At 69.2% G+C, this 18,122-nt stretch carries 11 protein-coding genes; 8 read left to right on the forward strand and 3 right to left on the reverse strand.

Annotated elements, in window-relative coordinates:
• Positions 1-159: 159 nt before the first annotated feature.
• Positions 160-1,074, forward strand: a complete 915-nt coding sequence (locus tag RJ05_RS01315; protein ID WP_036532043.1) for a neutral zinc metallopeptidase — start codon at positions 160-162, stop codon at positions 1,072-1,074.
• 422 nt (positions 1,075-1,496) lie between these two features.
• Positions 1,497-2,516, forward strand: coding sequence for a neutral zinc metallopeptidase (locus tag RJ05_RS32085; RefSeq protein WP_228783584.1), 1,020 nt, complete (start codon positions 1,497-1,499; stop codon positions 2,514-2,516).
• A gap of 6 nt (positions 2,517-2,522) precedes the next feature.
• Here RJ05_RS32085 and RJ05_RS01325 read toward each other — a convergent pair whose 3' ends face one another.
• From RJ05_RS01325 to RJ05_RS01335, 3 genes are all read right to left on the reverse strand, one after another.
• Positions 2,523-3,215, reverse strand: coding sequence for a TetR/AcrR family transcriptional regulator (locus tag RJ05_RS01325; RefSeq protein ID WP_036532049.1), 693 nt, complete (start codon positions 3,213-3,215; stop codon positions 2,523-2,525).
• A complete protein-coding gene (locus tag RJ05_RS01330; RefSeq protein WP_036532053.1) occupies positions 3,212-5,485 on the reverse strand; it encodes an MMPL family transporter in 2,274 nt (757 codons plus the stop codon). Before RJ05_RS01330 ends, RJ05_RS01325 begins: the two co-directional genes overlap by 4 nt.
• Positions 5,486-5,556: 71 nt before the next feature.
• Entirely contained in the window at positions 5,557-6,363 is an 807-nt protein-coding gene (locus RJ05_RS01335) for a hypothetical protein (protein WP_036532055.1), read from the reverse strand.
• A gap of 262 nt (positions 6,364-6,625) precedes the next feature.
• Here RJ05_RS01335 and RJ05_RS01340 point away from each other — a divergent pair, with 262 nt between their 5' ends.
• From RJ05_RS01340 to RJ05_RS01365, 6 genes are all read left to right on the forward strand, one after another.
• Positions 6,626-9,319 carry a DNA polymerase III subunit gamma and tau gene (locus RJ05_RS01340; RefSeq protein ID WP_036532058.1) on the forward strand — a complete coding sequence of 898 codons (2,694 nt, stop codon included), beginning with the start codon at positions 6,626-6,628 and terminating at the stop codon, positions 9,317-9,319.
• A 415-nt stretch (positions 9,320-9,734) separates the two neighbouring features.
• Positions 9,735-10,946: an acetyl-CoA C-acetyltransferase gene (locus tag RJ05_RS01345; protein WP_036532060.1), complete on the forward strand. Its 1,212-nt coding sequence runs from the start codon at positions 9,735-9,737 to the stop codon at positions 10,944-10,946.
• A 109-nt stretch (positions 10,947-11,055) separates the two neighbouring features.
• Positions 11,056-13,206 (forward strand): 3-hydroxyacyl-CoA dehydrogenase NAD-binding domain-containing protein, encoded by a 2,151-nt coding sequence (locus RJ05_RS01350; RefSeq protein WP_036532063.1) that lies wholly within the window; start codon positions 11,056-11,058, stop codon positions 13,204-13,206.
• Positions 13,169-13,792: a hypothetical protein gene (locus tag RJ05_RS01355; protein ID WP_138445796.1), complete on the forward strand. Its 624-nt coding sequence runs from the start codon at positions 13,169-13,171 to the stop codon at positions 13,790-13,792. Before RJ05_RS01350 ends, RJ05_RS01355 begins: the two co-directional genes overlap by 38 nt.
• Before the next feature lie 165 nt (positions 13,793-13,957).
• On the forward strand, positions 13,958-14,149 hold the full coding sequence (locus RJ05_RS32090) for a hypothetical protein (RefSeq protein WP_228784616.1): 192 nt from the start codon (positions 13,958-13,960) through the stop codon (positions 14,147-14,149).
• 249 nt (positions 14,150-14,398) lie between these two features.
• A complete protein-coding gene (locus RJ05_RS01365) occupies positions 14,399-18,112 on the forward strand; it encodes a serine/threonine-protein kinase (RefSeq protein ID WP_036532069.1) in 3,714 nt (1,237 codons plus the stop codon).
• Positions 18,113-18,122 lie beyond the last annotated feature (10 nt).

The following is an 18,122-nucleotide window of genomic DNA, read 5'->3' on the forward strand; positions in this document are numbered from 1 at the left end:
GGATACGGTCCGCCTCCTGGCCAGCGGCCCGCGCCTGGTTACGCTCCGCCTGGTCACCGACCGCCGCCCGGCCCGCCCGGCTACGCTCCGCCCGGTTACGGCCCGCCGCCGGGATACGGTCCGCGCCCGCCGTTTCCACCGCCCGGCTATGCCCGGCCGATGCCGCCGCCGGTGCCCTACGGCCGTCCGCCCGGTTCGCCCCCGCGTCGTTCCGGTGGTGGCGGCCGAGTGGTCGCGGTGCTGGTCGTGCTGGTGCTTGTCGTCGTCGGTGGGTTGGTGCGCGCCGGGGTCAAGACCGGAATCCGGGAGGACGCCTCCGGCCCGCGCCCCGGGATGACCTACGACAACGGCGAAACCGGCCCCGCCAAGACCGCCGACAACCCGCTGGTCACCGACCCCACCGGGACGTTGATCCCGGCGAGCTGCGACTACGCGCCGTGGGGTACCGGGGTCGAGACCGCGCGGGCGTTCTTCGACAGCGCCGAGAACTGCCTCGAGGCCGCGTGGAAACCGGTGCTGGAGAAGACCGGACTGCCGTTCCAGGCGCCCACGGTGAACGTCTCGGCCACCACCGACGGCATCACCACCCCGTGCACCGGCACCACCAGCAACTTCGCCGCCTTCTACTGCCCGGCCAACAAATCCATCTATATGCCGATCAGCCAGTTGCAGACCGACCTGTTCGGCGACAACTGGGTGGTATACCTGTCGGTGTTCGCGCACGAATACGGCCACCACATCCAGAACATGTCCGGCATCCTGCGCGCCGCCAACAGCGAACGCGTCGATTCCGGTGTGCGCAGCGCCCGCGGTCTGGAACTCTCGCGCCGAGTCGAATTGCAGGCCAACTGCTTCGACGGCATGTACCTGTCGTCGTCCGCGCAGGGCGGCTCGCTGACGTCTGCGCAGATGAGCATGGCCCGCGAAGACGCCGAACACCGCGGCGACCAGCCCGGGGACATGCGTGATCACGGCAGCACCGCCAACGGCAGCCGCTGGTTCAACATCGGCGTCGACGAAAACCGCACGTCACAATGCAATACCTTCGCCGCTCCGGCGTCCGCGGTGAGTTGATGACAGAATCGGTGCACGCCCGGTCCGCACGGCCGGGTACGGGGAGGGTTCGGCGAGGTGGACCACTCGGATAGCCGCACAGCGGGTTTCGGACGGCGGCGCACCCGCCGCTGTCGTACCGTTCGTGCCGTCCGCACGGCCGACATGGTCGGGGAGGGAACGAGAACATGACGCGACCGCCATACGGCCCGCCACCCGGCTACGGCCCGCCACCCCACGGCCGCCCACCGGGAAACGTCCCGCCTCCACCCCACGGCCCGCGTCCGCCGCACGGCGCACCGCCCCCGTACGGTCCGCCGCCGGGCTACGGTGCACCGCTCCCACCACCTCCGCCGTACGGCGCACCGCCACCGTATGGCGCGCCCCTACCTCCGCCGATGCCGTACGGGCCACCTCCGGGTATGCGACCGTACGGCCCGCCCATGCCCTATGGTCGCCCGCTGCCACCTCCGCGCTCCGGCGGTGGCGGAGTTGCGGCGGTCTTCACGGTCCTCGGTGTGTTCATCGTCGTCGGCCTGCTCGTCGCGGCCGGATTCGCGGCGAGCTCGTCGGACAGTTCGACAACGTCCTACACGTCGCCGAATACGCCGAGCTACACCTACAGCCCGTCGCCGACGACGTATTCGTCCAGTCCGACCACCACGTCGCGACCTCCGTCGACCACCGCTGACAGCACCACCACCAGGCGCACGACCACCAGCACGACTCCGGCGGGTCCGAAGCCCGTCGCGGCGCTGGCGACCAACCCGATTTTCGCTCACTCCGATACCGGGCTGATCAACATCACCTGCGGTTATCCCACCTGGGCGCCGAATCTCGCTGCGGCCCAGGCATTCTTCGATGCCGCCTCGGATTGCCTCGGACGGATGTGGAGCAATCTGCTCGCGTATGAGAACCTGCCGTTCTCGCCACCGACGGTCAACGTCACCGCCACGATGGCGGAGGCGACCTCGCCCTGCACGGGCGGGGTGAGCGGTAACTGGGCTGCCTACTACTGCTCCGCGAACAAGGCCATCTATATGCCGATGGAGGCCTTCATGCGTTACGAGGACCCCTACGATTCGGTGACCTTCCTCGCGGTGTTCGCCCACGAGTACGCACACCACGTCGAGTTCTTGACCGGAATCATGGGGAAGGCGCATGACGACAGGTACGACGCGGGGCTCCAGTCGCCGGTCGGGTTGGAGATCTCGCGTCGACTCGAGCTGAACGCGCAGTGCTTCGGCGGCATGTTCATCGGCTCCTCGGCGTTCGTCGGCACCATCAGTGGGGCTGACGCCGAGGCCGTTGTGCAGGACAACTACGGCCGCGGAGACAAGGCCGGCGATATGCGCGACCACGGCTCGAAGCAGAACTACGGCGCCTGGTACGAACACGGGTACCGCAACAACCGCGCGCAGATGTGCAATACCTGGGCGGCGCCCTCGGATGCGGTGGCCTGAGCGGATTCAGGCGCCCCGCTTCTCCTCCCGCAACCGCGCGAACCACGCCGCCGCCTCCTCCGGGCTCGGCTGCTCGCCGATGAGGTTCATGACGATGTGGCCTGCGCAGGCGGCGCCGAGCACGCGTTCGGCGGCGGCCATCGGATCTCCCCAGGGCAGATAGGGTTTCGCGAGCAGCAGCGACGCGATGCCGTGGGCGGCCGACCACAGTTCCAGGACGATGGGGGTGGGGTCGCCGGGGTCGATCAGGCCGTCGGCCATGGCGTCCTCGACGGTGTCGGCCATGTACTGGAAGGCGCTGCTGGTGAGGACTTGGTCGACGGCGCCGCGGGTTTCGGCCGGGGCGGTGGCCAGGCGGTATTGCTCGGGATGGTCGAGAGCGAAGCGCACGTAGGCCATGCCGAGATGATGCAGGCGGACGATGGCGTGCGCGCCGGGGTCGTCGTCGACGGCGGCCCGCATGGCCGCGTCCAGATCCTCGAAGACCTGCGCCACCACCGCGTCGATGAGCTCGTCTTTATCGGCGAAATGCCGGTAGATCGACGGTGCGCTCACCCCGACGAGCTTGCCGACCGCGCGGATCGAGACGGCGTCGGCGTTGCCGGTGCGGTTGAGCAGATCGGCGGTGGCGGCGAGGATCTCGCTGCGCAGCTGGGAGCCGGTGCCGCGCGGCGAGCGGGGTCTGCGGGCAGCGATCATCGATGCCCTGCCGGTTCGGGGACACGGGCTACAGGTTCGGGTTCCTCACTGAGCCCGAACTTGGCGTGCAGCCGGGCCAGCGGTTTCGGCGCCCACCAGTTCGCCGGGCCGAGCAGCCGCATCAGCGCCGGTGCGAGCAGCGCGCGGATGATGGTGGCGTCCGCCAGCACGGTCAGCGTCAGGCCGAGGCCCATGAGCTGGATGAACGAGACCTTCGAGGTGACCATCGCGCCGATCACGATGGCCATCAATACCGCTGCGGCGGTGAAGATCCGGCCGGTGCGGGCCACCCCGATGGCGACGGCCTCGGTGTTGTCCTCGGCCGCGAGTTCGTTGCCCTTGCGCTCGGCCCGCCTGGCGACCCATTCCTCACGGATCCGCGAGAGCAGGAACACCTCGTAGTCCATGGACAGCCCGAACGCGACGCAGAACATCAGGATCGGCATGGTCGGCACCAGATACCCGACGGGCGTGAAACCGATCAGGTCGGAGAAGTGCCCCTCCTGGAAGATCCACACCATGGCGCCGAACGCCGCCGTCAGCGAGAGCGTGTTCAGCAGGATCGCCTTGAGCGGCAATACCACACTGCCGGTGAACAAGAACAACACCACGAAGGTCGCCAGCGCGATGAGCAGGCCCGCCAACAGCAGTTTGGAGCCGAGCGCGTCCAGGGAGTCGGCATTGACCGCTGCCGCACCGGTGAACAGCGTCGGTCCGGGCGCGGGCACGGCACGCAGCTGTTCGAGCTGGTCGGAGCCCTCGGGGGAGAACGGGTCCAGGTCGGTCGCCACCGTCAGGTAGGTGCCGGTGTCGTTGGCCATCTCGGGTTGACCGGGTGCCATCCGCCTGCCCGCGACGTACACACCGGCGCTGGACAGCACGGCCGGAACATCGTCGACCTGGGACAGTCGAGCGGCGTAGTCGGCGACGGCGTTCTGATCGTGGAAGCCGTCGAGCACGATGGTGCCGCTGGCCCCGGTATCGGCGCGCGGGAACTCCTCGCGCAGTGCGTCGCCCACCTGACGGCTGTTGGCACTGTCGGGCATCACCCGATCGTCCGGGTAGCCGAACTTCACGCCGAGGAACGGCGAGCCGAGCGCCAGCAGCAGGGCGATGATCATCACGGCGACCGGGACCGCGAACCGCATGACCTGTTTGGTGGTGCGGTACCAGAGGGTGTGCTCGGGAATCATCGGGCCGCTCGGGTGCGGGTCGCGGCCGAACATCCGCCGCAGCGGAGCCCGCAGATCCAGCGCGTTGACCCGATGCCCGATCAGCACCAGCGCGGCGGGCAGCACGAACAGCGCGGCCGCCGCGGCGGCGAGCACCACGGCCACGCCCGCGTAGGCGAACGATTTGAGGAAGTACAGGTCGAACACGCTCAGCACCGCCAGCGACAGCGCGACCGTCACCGCGGAGTAGAGCACGGTGCGCCCGGCGGTCTGCACGGCGCGGGTGGTGGCCGCCACCGGATCCAGGCCCGCCGCCAGCTCCTCGCGGTAGCGGCTGACGATGAACAGGCTGTAGTCGATGGCCAGCGCCAGGCCCATGGCGGTGGTCATGTTCAGCGCGTAGATCGACACGTCGGTGAACAGCGTGACCACTCGCAGGATGGCCAGCGTCGCGGCGATGGCGAACAGGCCGACCATTACCGGCAGCGAGGCGGCGATCAGGCTGCCGAACACCAGGATCAGCACGATCAGCGACAACGGCACCGCGACCGCTTCGGCCACCGCCAGATCATGGGTGATCTGCTCGGTGACGTCGTGATACACCGCCGCGATACCGCCCTGGCGGACGGTCACGCCATCGCTGGTGCCGGTGAGTTGCTCGGTGAGCTCACCGGCGACCTGCTGGATCCGGTTCTCGTCGCCCTCGATCTCGGCGATGATCAGGCCGCTGTTGCCGTCGGTGCTGCCCAGCGCCGCCGCCATGGCCGGCGGGCTGGTCCAGAACGACTGGATGCCGCTGATGTCGTCGCGGGCGCGCAGGGTGTCGACGAGTTCGGTGGCGCGGGCGCTGGTGGCCGGATCGCGCAACCCGGCCTCGGAGCTGACCAGCAGCACGTAATTCGGGGAGGCGCCGGGGAAGTTCTCCGACAGCAGTTCGGCGGCGCGGGTGGATTCGGCGTCGTCGGTGGTGAATCCGCCGGATTTCATATGCGCCGACGCGGTGGCCCCGACGATGCCGAAGAGCACGGCGAGTGCGAACGCCACCGCGAGCACGATGCGCGGGAAGCGTGTGGTCAGGCGCGCAATTCGGATCAACACAGGAGCCCCCTCCGATAAGTTAGTGGCGTTAGCGTAACGCGGTTAACCTCGCGGTGGAAGGGGCAGATCTCTTATCGGGGCCTGCGCGCGAGGGCGCGCCTGCCGCGTGGACCGAGTGCGGGCCGGTCCTCGTGCACCGTGATCCAGCCTGCGATGGTCAGCCAGCGCTGCTGTGCGAGGGCGTCGGCGCCGTCGAAGAAGATCGGCACGCCCGAACGGTCGCGCATATGCACGGCGAGTTCACGCCAGGTGTGGCCGCCGGCCCGGTCGACATGCCTGGCCACCGTCGCGCCGATCAGCTGGATCGGTTGCGCCGAGACCCGGTCGCCGTACTGCTCGGAGTGGAAACGCCGGGCCGCGCACAGCGAACCCGGCTCGTCGTCGTAGGCGATCCAGCCGGCCCGCTGCGCGCGTTCGATCAGCCACAGATGCTTGACGGCACTCGGCGCGATCTCACCCACCCGGCTCTGGATCAGCAGGGCGACCGGTTCGGAGGCGAGTGCGTCGCGCCGGGTCGGGCCGACGCCGTTGGCGAGCCAGTGCGCCTCGGCGACGGTGGCGAGCAGCCTGCCGAAATCATCGATCCAGCGCTGCGCGCGCCGGCCGAGCCTGGCCACCCGCTCGGCTTCGCGGCGCATCTCGTTCTGTGCGGTGAGCGTGCGGATGGCGGCCATGGTCGGCACCTGGCCGCGTTCGAGCAATTCCAGGATGGTGGCCGAGGTAACCGGGTCGGCGGCGGCGCTGATCGGCAGCGATTCCCGATCGACCGCGAAATCGTCCGGGCTGATCGCCCGGCTGAGCAGATTCACGGCGGCGTGGTTTCCGGCGAATTCGGTGCCGGAAAGCCAGGCGGCGGCAATGTCTTCACACGACGACACGGCAAGTTCCTCCGGGTGCGGGGGCGTGGATTCGTCGAGCTCGGTTGTGCCCCGGCCGGTGGTCCGACCGGGGTCACCAACCTGATGAAGATTGGCTACCGAAGTTGCCGAGAACAGGTTAGCCAGCCGGTTGCGCCGGTATGCGCGAGGTGACGGTTTCGTTATCGGGGTGTCGCTGCCGGCGTTCCTGCGGCCATTCCGGTGGCGCGTGCGCGGCCAGCGCGGGTGTTCACCTGTCGGTGCTCGCCGGTAACCTCTGGCCGTGGCTCTGTACCGGAAGTACCGACCGGCTTCGTTCGCTGAGGTAGTGGGTCAGGAGCACGTCACCGACCCGCTGAGCACCGCGCTCGACACCGGGCGGATCAGTCATGCCTATCTGTTCTCCGGGCCACGCGGTTGCGGTAAGACCTCCTCGGCGCGGATCCTGGCGCGGTCGCTGAACTGTGTCGAAGGCCCGACCTCGCGCCCGTGCGGCGTATGCCAGTCGTGTGTGGCGCTGGCGCCCGGCGGTCCGGGCAACCTGGACGTCATCGAGCTCGACGCGGCCAGCCACGGCGGTGTCGACGACACCCGTGAGCTGCGCGATCGCGCCTTCTACGCGCCCGCCGAATCGCGCTACCGGGTGTTCATCGTCGACGAGGCGCATATGGTCACCACGGCCGGTTTCAACGCGCTGCTCAAGATCGTCGAGGAGCCACCGGCCCACCTGATCTTCATCTTCGCCACCACCGAACCGGACAAGGTGCTGCCGACCATTCGTTCGCGCACCCACCACTACCCGTTCCGGTTGCTGCCGCCGGCCACCATGCGCGGGCTGCTCGGCCGCATCTGCGAACAGGAGAACGTGCCGGTCGAGGAGGCGGTGTACCCGCTGGTGATCCGCGCGGGCGGCGGTTCGCCGCGCGACAGCCTCAGCGTGCTCGACCAGTTGCTGGCAGGTGCCGGGCCCGAGGGCGTCACCTACCCGCGGGCGGTGTCGCTGCTCGGCGTCACCGATGTGGCGTTGATCGACGACGCCGTCGCGGCGCTGGCCACCGCCGACGGCGCCGCCCTGTTCGGCACCATCGACCGAGTGATGGAGGCCGGGCACGATCCGCGCCGATTCTCCGTCGACCTGCTCGAGCGCCTGCGTGATCTGATCCTGCTGCGCGCGGTCCCCGACGCCGCCGAACGCGGCCTGGTCGCCGCGCCCGGCGACCAGCTCGAGCGCATGCACGCCCAGGCCGAGAGCCTCGGCCCCGCCGCCCTGACCCGCTACGCCGAACTCCTGCACGCCGGCCTCGGCGAAATGCGCGGCGCCACCGCCCCCCGCCTGCTGCTCGAGGTCATCTGCGCGCGCATGCTGCTGCCCGCCGCCACCGATTCCGACGCCGCAGCCCTGCAACGCCTGGAAAATCTGGAACGCCAGTTCGCCGCTGGCGCAGTGCCTTCCGCGGCAGGCACCGGCGCTGCCGCCGCGCCCGCAGTCGCGCAGGCTCCGCCTCCCGCCGACCCCAACCGCCGCCGCGGCGCCGAAGCCCTTGCCGCCCTGCGTGAATCGCGCGCGCCGAAGCGTGAAACCGATCGGCCGGGTGCGGCTCCCGGGCAACCGGAAGCGACAGACCGGCCGGTCACCCAGCAGCCCCAGCCGGCGGCAGCCGCGCGGCCTGCCGCTGAGCAGGGGCGCACGGCTACCGATCAGGCCGTGCGCCCGCAGCCGCCCGCCGGCCCTGAGTCCGCATCCGAAGGGCAGCCGGAAGCCGGCCATTCGCCCGAGCCGCAGACGATGACCACCGAAGCGCGCGCTGACCAGACGCCCGCACCAAGCGCGGGGCAGCCGCGCGACGAGCAAGCCGTATCGGACCACGACGCGGGAATCGGCAGCGGAGCGGTACCGCCCGACTCGGTCGCGGCAGGCGGCACCGGCAGCGAACCCGGCGTCCGGCCGCAGGGCGAGCCCGACACCGGCCGCGACCAACAGTCCCGGCCTGCGGCGAGCACCCCCGAAGCGCACCAGGCCGAGGACCACATCGGGGGCGATGCGCCACCGCATCCGATGAGCACGCCGACCCATCCGGTCACCGAGCCCTCGACCGCCGCGGCGTCGCCGGCCGAACCGGTGCCCGCGGCCGCCCGCGACGAAAACGTCGAGCAGGAAACCCCGCCGGTCGACTCCGCGCCCCAGGCGGCATCCGCCCCGCCTGCCGCCGGCGACCCGCTGGCCGAACTCGAAGCCGCATGGGCTGATATCAAGGCCGAGGTCCGCAAGATCGCCATCGCGGTGCACGCCATGTTGACCGCTGCCGCACCGGCCCGCGTGGATGGCAACACCGCTGTCTTCGTCCACCCCCATGACGCCCTCGTGCGGCGGCTGTCGGAGCAGCGCAGCGTGGATGCGCTGCGGGCGGCGCTGCACACGGTGCTCGGACGTGAGTTCGATGTGCGGTTCGAGGCGGGGACAGGGCAGACCGCGCCGCGCGGTGGTGCGGGCACTCGGGGCCGGGGTGGCCGGGAATCCGGTGGCGCCGGGTCGCGGCGATCCGGCGACGGCGCCGCAGAGGACCCCGCGCCGGGAGCATCCGAACCGTCCGCCCCGCGAAGCTTCTCCCGGCCGAGCGCGGCCGCCGCAGCGGGTGACGCGCCTTCGCCCGCCGAACCCGCACACCCCGAGCCGACGGCAGCCAGGCCTGCGAACGCCCGCTCCGCGAGCACGCCACCGCGCTTCTCCCGCCCCAGCCAGGCCAAGGCCGCCCCGATAGCCGATGACGACATTCCGCCACCGGATTACCCCGATCTGCCCGACGATCCGGGCCCGGGCGAGTACAGCAGCGCGCCGATCCCGCCGCCGACACCGGAGGAAGAGCAGGAGATGCTGGCCGAATCCGCGCGACCGGTGGCACCGGGGGACCGGCAGGACCCGGATGAGGTCGCCCTGCAATTGCTCGCCTCCGAGCTGGGCGCGGTCCGGCTGGAGTGAGGCGCATCGCACCCGGCCAGAGGGTTGACAACCATCGTCCGCCCGACGTTAAGTTAACCGGAGTTCGCATCCGGCGGTAGTATGTGCGGGTGGCCGCGAGCTCACGCGAGGCGAGGTTCTATCGTATGCCCAGGCGTACGGGCGACCTTGTCTTGCGTCGGCAGTCCCATGTCATCGTTTGTACAGCGTTAGGCGGTGGCGGCGAAGACTGGGAATGCGGCAGCTCTAGTAACCACCGCGGTTGCGTGAGCAGCGCAAATTGAACATGGGCGGTGCGAGCGTGGTGGCACGACTGGCACCGGGAGTACCGCGAATTGAATACACACGGTCGGTCTCATGGCCGGTCGGCGAGGTTACCCGCGCCGGTACCGCCTAGCGCGGTCCGGGCGCAACCCTAGGAAGGAAACACTCCGATATGACCACAGAGGCCTACATTTTCGAGGCCATCCGCACCCCGCGCGGCCGCAACAAGAAGGGGTCGCTGCACTCGGTCAAGCCGATCGACCTCACCACGGGTCTGGTTCAGGAGCTGCGCAATCGCTTCCCGAACCTCGACGAAGACCGGATCTCGGATCTGATCCTCGGTGTCGTTTCCCCGGTCGGTGACCAGGGCGCCGATATCGCCCGCACCACCGTGCTCACCGCGGGCCTGCCCGACACCGTCGGCGGCTTCCAGCTCAACCGCTTCTGCGCCTCCGGCCTCGAGGCCGTGAACCTGGCCGCGCAGAAGGTGCGTTCCGGCTTCGACGACCTGGTGATCGCCGGTGGCGTCGAGTCCATGTCGCGCGTGCCGATGGGCTCCGACGGCGGCGCCTGGGCCATGGACCCGGCCACCGCCTACGACACCTACTTCGTCCCGCAGGGCGTATCCGCCGACCTGATCGCCACCATCGAGGGCTTCTCCCGCGAGGATGTCGACGCCTACGCGGTGCGCTCGCAGGAACTGGCCGCCAAGGCCACCTCCGGCGGCTACTTCGCCAAGTCGATCGTTCCGGTCAAGGACCAGAACGGCCTCGTCGTGCTCGACAACGACGAGCACATGCGTCCCGGCACCACCCTGGAAGACCTCGCCAAGCTGAACCCCTCGTTCGCCGGTCTGGGCGAGATGGGCGGCTTCGACGCGGTGGCGCTGCAGAAGTTCCACTTCGTGGAGAAGATCAACCACGTCCACCACGGCGGTAACAGCTCCGGCATCGTCGACGGCGCCGCGCTGCTGCTGATCGGCACCGAAGAGGCGGGCAAGGCCTCGGGCCTGACCCCGCGCGCCCGCGTCGTGGCCACCGCAACCAGCGGCGCCGACGCCACCATCATGCTGACCGGTCCGACCCCGGCCGCGAAGAAGGCCCTGGCCAAGGCCGGCCTGACCATCGACGACATGGACCTGGTCGAGATCAACGAGGCCTTCGCCTCGGTGGTGCTGAAGTTCCAGAAGGACCTGAAGGTTCCGGACGAGAAGCTGAACGTCAACGGTGGCGCGATCGCCATGGGCCACCCGCTGGGTGCCACCGGCGCGATGATCACCGGCACCATGGTCGACGAGCTGGAGCGCCGCAACGGCCGCTACGCGCTGATCACCCTGTGCATCGGCGGCGGCATGGGCGTGGCCACCATCATCGAGCGCGTCTGACCTCCCCGCGCGGCGCGAGCGACGGGCCCGGAGGCGGCAGCCTGCGTAACCACGGAGGGCCCGGGAGCGCCGCCATCCGATACAGACTTTCACAAGGAGAACGAACACTGTGAGCGAGACCAACATGATCGGTTGGGAGCAGGATTCGGACGGCATCGTCGTGCTGACGATGGACGACCCGAACCAGGGCGCCAACACGATGAACGAGCTGTACAAGAAGTCGATGACCGCGACGGTCGAGCGGCTCGAGGCCGAGAAGGACAACATCACCGGTGTGGTGCTGACCTCCGGTAAGAAGACCTTCTTCGCCGGCGGCGACCTGAAGAACATGATGAAGGTGGGCAAGGACGACGCCCAGGCCCTCATGGACGAGCTCGGCACCATCAAGGGCGCCCTGCGTCGCCTGGAGACCCTCGGCAAGCCGGTCGTCTCCGCCATCAACGGCGCCGCCCTCGGCGGTGGCCTGGAGATCACCCTGGCGACCCACTACCGGATCGCGGCGGACGTGCCCGGCGTGCAGCTCGGCCTGCCCGAGGTCACCCTCGGCCTGCTGCCTGCCGGCGGCGGCGTCATCCGCACCGTGCGCATGCTCGGCCTGCAGGGCGCGCTCATGCAGGTGCTGCTGCAGGGCCAGAAGTACCGGCCGGCCAAGGCCAAGGAGATCGGCCTGATCAACGAGGTCGTCGGCTCCGTCGAGGAACTGGTCCCCGCTGCCAAGGCGTGGATCAAGGCCAACCCCGACGCCGGTGTACAGCCGTGGGACAAGAAGGGCTTCAAGATCCCCGGCGGCACCCCGTCCTCGCCTGCGTTCGCGGCGAACCTGCCGGCCTTCCCGGCCAACCTGCGCAAGCAGATCAAGGGCGCCAACATGCCTGCCCCGCGCGCGATCATGTCCGCCGCGGTCGAGGGTTCGCAGGTCGACATCGACAACGCCTCGCTGATCGAGTCGCGCTACTTCGTGCACCTGCTGACCGGCCCGGTCGCCAAGAACATGATCCAGGCGTTCTTCTTCGACCTGCAGTCGATCAACAACGGTGGTTCGCGTCCGGCCGATGTGCCCAAGCGTGAGATCAAGAAGGTCGGCGTGCTCGGCGCGGGCATGATGGGCGCCGGTATCGCCTACGTGTCGGCCAAGGCCGGCTACGAGGTCGTGCTCAAGGACGTCACCCTCGAGGCCGCCGAGCGCGGCAAGGGCTACTCGGAGAAGATCGAGGCCAAGGCGCTGTCCCGGGGCAAGACCACCGAGGAGAAGTCCAAGGCGCTGCTGGACCGGATCAAGCCGACCGCCGACGCGGCCGACTTCGCCGGTGTGGACTTCGTCATCGAGGCGGTCTTCGAGAACACCGAGCTCAAGCACAAGGTGTTCCAGGAGATCGAGGACATCGTCGACGCGGACGCCCTGCTCGGCTCCAACACCTCCACCCTGCCGATCACCGGTCTGGCGACCGGCGTGAAGCGCCAGGAGGACTTCATCGGCATCCACTTCTTCTCGCCCGTCGACAAGATGCCGCTGGTGGAGATCATCAAGGGTGAGAAGACCTCGCCCGAGGCCCTGGCGCGGGTGTTCGACTACACCCTCGCGATCAAGAAGACCCCGATCGTCGTCAACGACAGCCGCGGCTTCTTCACCTCGCGCGTCATCGGCACCTTCGTCAATGAGGCGATCGCCATGCTCGGCGAGGGCATCGCGCCCGCGACCATCGAGCAGGCCGGTCTGCAGGCGGGCTACCCGGCCGCGCCGCTGCAGCTGTCGGATGAGCTGAACATGAAGCTCATGCTGAAGATCGCCAAGGAGACCGAAGAGGCCATCGCGCGTGGTGAGGTCACCATGGGCAAGGAGCGTCACCCGGCCATCGACGTCATCGAGTTCATGGTGAACTCGGGTCGCCCGGGCCGCCTGGAGAAGGCCGGCTTCTACGACTACGACGAGAACGGCAAGCGCATCGGTCTGTGGTCCGGCCTGGCCGAGCACTACAAGTCGAACATCGGCTTCGGTGTGCCGATCCAGGATCTGATCGACCGCATGCTGTTCATCGAGGCGATCGAGACCCAGAAGTGCTTCGACGAGGGCGTGCTGGAGAAGACCGCCGACGCCAACATCGGCTCGATCTTCGGCATCGGCTACCCGGCCTGGACCGGTGGTGTGCACCAGTTCATCGTCGGCTACCCGGGCGGCCAGGAGGCCTTCGTGGCTCGCGCCGACGAGCTGGCCAAGACCTACGGTGCGCGTTTCGAGGTTCCGGCTTCGCTGCGCAAGTAGTCATCTGTCGCGGTCGCTGATCGCGAAAGGCAAGGCCCGTCACCGTGTTTCGCGGTGGCGGGCCTTCGCCGTTTCGTCGGGGATTCACCTACTTGGCAAATCTTCTGAAAAAGTTCAGAATTATGGCATGGTGACCGAGGTTCAATGGAGCGAGCTACAGCGCGACCCGAAGGAGGTCGCGCGGCTGGCGGATGAGGGCGATGTCCGAGTCCGGCGTCGTGACGGCGTGCCGTTGCTCCTGGTTCGCGAGGATCGCGCGCATGCGCTGTCGGAAGGGTCGGTCGCGGCGGCTCGGGCGCTGCGGAATGTGCTCGTCCACCTTCCCTCAGATGTCGCCGCCCGGGCGTTGATCGATGAGTTCCCGTGGGTGGATGTGCTTCCCGAGTCGGCCCAGGCGGCGTTCGTCAACGAGTTCGCGAGGGCTTTCCAGGCCTCTGCTGAACTCGGTGAGTGGTCGGTCCTGTCTCGAACCGTTCAGGAGTGGCGCAGTACCGCCGCCATCTACGCGGATCCGGTCCTCGCTGAACAGCTTTCCGGCCCGATCGACGACGATTTCGGCGCCGTACCGGAACCGATGGGGGAGTGACTGTTGCCCGCAAAACGTGGCGACCGGGTGGCGCCACCGGCTCGGCCGGGAATGTGGGAGGCGCGCTTCGCGACATCAGAAGCTGCCAAAGGGTGGGAAGAATTGTGCCGGGTCGCGCGATCGAACACGTGGGAGGCGTGGGTCGTGCTCACCGAGCGTCCCACGATGCCCGAGAATCCTGCGCGGCAACACCGGCTGCGGGGTGATTTCGCAACCCGCGAGATCGGTGGGGAGGAATTGGATCAGTGGCAGTACGAGGTGACGGCTGGTGGCCGCATCTGGTACTGCCCGGCACCGGAGAAACGCATCGTCTGGGTTGTGTTGGCGGGAGCAGGCCACCCCAAGTGGACCGAATAGGCGGGCCCCGGCTCCCTCGTGTCAACGGCGTGCTTCGAAGCATCGGCTGATCGCCGGCCACGCGGGACGGGAAACTCACCCACACCGTCGCGCACCGAGCTACGTTGGAGGTGCGCAGAGGATTCGGATGCCGGAGCCACTCCGGGGCCGGAGGCCGAGCGCACGACGGCCGTCGAGCGATCCGCTCGACCGCCCGAGAACAGGATGTGCTCGTCGGCCGCCGATTCGTCGGGAGTGCGAGGTGGTGAGATGGATCCACGGGCGCGTTCGGACCGCGCGAGCGAGTCGGGCAGCGTCGTCTCCGATACGGCGCGCTGGCAGCCCGATCTCGATACGCGATCACCCGGCCCCGAGTCCGAGGCCGATGCGGAGCCGGCCGAATCCGATACCGCGGCCGGCGTCGGCACGGCAGCCGACGGCCCCGGCGCCGCCGCTCGGCCGGCCGTCTCCGGCAACGGCGACACCGGCACCCGGCCCGAAGACCGCGACACCCAGGAGAACAACCCCATCGCCATCGAGGACGAGCTCGAGGCCATGGGGCTGTCGGGTGCGCGCGAGATCGGGCACGGCGGCTTCGGTGTCGTCTACCGGTGTGTCCAGCGCGCGCTCGACCGCGTCGTCGCGGTGAAGGTGCTCTCCTCCGACATCGACGACGAAAGCCGTGAGCGATTCCTGCGCGAGGAACACGCGATGGGCCGGCTGTCGGGGCATCCGAATATCGTCGACATCCTCCAGGTCGACGTCACCCCCACCGGCAGGCCGTTCATCGTCATGCCGTACGCCACGCGTGGTTCGCTGGAAGTCGTCGTCCGCGACAACGGCCCGCTCACTTGGCCGGACACCCTGCGCGCCGGGGTGAAACTGGCCGGGGCCATCGAGAGCGCGCACCGGGCGGGCATCCTGCACCGCGACGTCAAACCGGCCAATGTGCTGCTCAGCTCCTACGGCGAACCGCAGCTCACCGATTTCGGCATCGCCAGGGTGCCCGGTGGATTCCGCACCTCGAGCAGCATGATCACCGGTTCGCCCGCGTTCACCGCGCCGGAGGTGCTCAAGGGTGAGGAGCCGACGGTCCGTTCGGACGTCTACGGGCTCGGCGCCACGCTGTTCGCGCTGCTCACCGGGCACGCCGCGTTCGAACGTCAGGCGGGGGAGAAGGTGGTGGCCCAGTTCCTGCGGATCACCACCCAGCCCGTGCCCGACCTGCGTGAGCAGGACATCCCCGCCGACGTGGCCGCGGCCATCGAACACGCGATGGCGCAGAACCCGGACGACCGCCCCGCCTCGGCCTACGAGTTCGGCGAGACCCTGCGTGCGATCCAGCGCGCGCACGGGCAGATGCCCGACGAGATGGCGCTGCTGGACACCAGCGACGAGTCCGATGCCGCGCCCGCGCAGGGCGGCCGGACCGCGGTCACCGCTCGGCGTAGCTGGCCGCTGAACCTGAGCCCGCCCACCCCGCGCCCCGGCTACGACCTGTCGCCGACCGCGACCCTGCCACCCACCGCGGCGACGAAATTCCGGCCACCGACCCCGGCTCGGGAACCGATCGCGCGCACCCGGCTGCTGGATATCCTGCGCACGGGTGGTCGCCGCAGGCTCGCGGTGATCCACGCCCCCGCGGGGTTCGGTAAGAGCACCCTGGCGGCGCAGTGGCGCGGCGAGCTGACCGCCGACGGCGTCGCGGTCGCCTGGATCGGCATCGACAGCGACGACGACAACGAGATCTGGTTCCTCGCCCATCTGATCGAGGCGATCCGCCGGGTGCGCCCCGATATCGGCACCGGCCTGGATCAGGTGCTCGAAGAACAACCCGCCGACGCCGTCGCCTACGCCATCTCCACCCTCATCGACGACGTGCATGCCGGCGGCGCCACAGTCGTTGTCGTCATCGACGACTGGCACCGGATCACCGACAAGGGCACCCGCCGGGTGATGGATTCGCTGCTCGACAACGGCTGCCATCACCTGCGGTTCGTGGTAACCAGCCGGGACCAGTCCGGGCTGCCGATCAGCCGGATGCGGGTGCGCGATGAACTGGTCGAGATCGGCTCGGCGCAGCTGCGACTGACCCGCGAGGAAACCAGGCAGATCCTGGTGGAACGCAACCGCTTCAACCTCGACGACGCCCAGATCGACGAGCTGCACCGCGCCACCGACGGCTGGCCCGCCGCCGTACAGCTGATCAGCCTGGCGCTGCGCGGCAACCCGGATCCGGCACCGCTGATCGCGCATCTGGCCGAGGGCGGACACGGCATCCGCGAATACCTGGCCGAGAACGTCATCGACGGGCTCGAACCGCGCATGGTCGACTTCCTCACCGCCATCTCGGTCGCGGAGAAGGTATCCGGTTCGCTGGCCGCGGCGCTGTCGGACGATCCGGAGGCCGAGCACCTGCTCGAACAGGCCGAACAGCGCGAACTGTTCGTGCGGCGAGTCGAATACGATCCGGAATGGTTCCGGGTGCAGCCGCTGTTCGCCGAACATCTGCGGGCCCGGCTCGAACGCAGCGATCCGGCGCAGCTCAAGGCGCTGCATCGGAAGGCGGCCCGCTGGTATGCCGAACATCAATTGCTGCGCAAGTCCGTCGATCACGCGGTGGCGGCCACCGATCTGAAGATGGCGCTGGATCTGCTGGAGAGCGGCGGCATGGATCTGATCGACGGATCGCGGCTGGCCACCCTGCTCGGCACGGTCTCGAAACTGCCGGTGCAGCAGGTGGCTTCCCGGTCGAAGCTGCTGATGGCGGTGGCGCGGGCCAATGTGAACCTGCAACAGTCCGGTGCGGCGCGCAGCGCGCTGGGCCGGCTGTCGAATGTGCTCTCGCGCGGCCCGTCCGGTGACGCCGACGTCATCCGGCAGCGCTGTCAGGCCGCGGTGCTCGCGGCCGCCGATCAGGTCGCCCGTGATCACACCGAGGGCGTGGTCGACCAGATCGCCGACTGTCTGGAACATCCCGACGAACTTCCGGCCTGGACGGTGTCGACCGCGGCGAACCTGACCTCATTCGTCCGGTTGTGCGATTTTGACTTCGACGGTGCCCGTGCGATCCAGGATTGGGCCGCCGAGTACCACGAACGATCCAAGGACCCGCTCGGCAGCGTCTTCGGGTTGTGCAGCCGCGGTGCGGTCGCCTACGAGCAGCTCGATATCGCCACCGCGGCCCGCTGTTTCCAGCAGGCCTGGGATGTCGCGCGGGCACGTTCGGGCCCGCGGTCGCATGCGGTGCGGGTGGCAGCGGCGTTGCTCGGCGAGCTGCACTACCGGCGTGGTGAGCTCGACGCCGCCGACCGGTTGCTGGACGAGAGCCATCAGCTGGTGGCCCGGGTCGGCCCGATCGATTTCCTGATCTCCACCTTCGTCATCGGGGCACGGGTGAAGGCGGTGCGTGGCGATATGCGCACCGCCGCCGACCGGCTCGCCGAAGGTGAACGCATCGCCGTCGAGCAGAATCTGGCGCGGCTGGCCGCGCAGATCCGCGCGGAACGGGTGCGGCTCGGTCCGGCCGCGGAGCCCTCAGGCCCGCTGTCGGCGACCGCGCGCTGGAACGGCGACCTGTTCCGCGATACCGCCCGCACCGGCCACCGGTTCACCGGCACCGCGGCCCTGACGCTAGAGGCGCAGGAAATCGCCGCCATCCGGGAACTGCTGGCCGGCGGCGGCATCGAAGATCAGGATCGGGCGGTGCGCCGGGCCAGGGCGCTCTACGGGCGCACCCATGAGCAGCACCGCCCGCGTGCCCAGCTCGACACCTCGCTGCTGCTGGCCGAATGCCTGGCCGCGGCCGGCTGGGTCGGTGAGGCCGCGGCGCAGCTGGTGCCCGCGGTGAGCACCTGCGCCGAACTCGACTGGACCCGGCCCCTGCTCGACGCGGGGCCGGGCGTCGTCGCGATTCTGCGGGTGCTGCGCAACGACCTGCCCTCGGAGCTGCCCGTCCGGTTCGTCGACGAGCTGCTCTCCTGAGCGGTCAGGG

Source organism: Nocardia cyriacigeorgica NBRC 100375 (assembly GCF_000308555.1).
Lineage (GTDB): Bacteria > Actinomycetota > Actinomycetes > Mycobacteriales > Mycobacteriaceae > Nocardia > Nocardia cyriacigeorgica.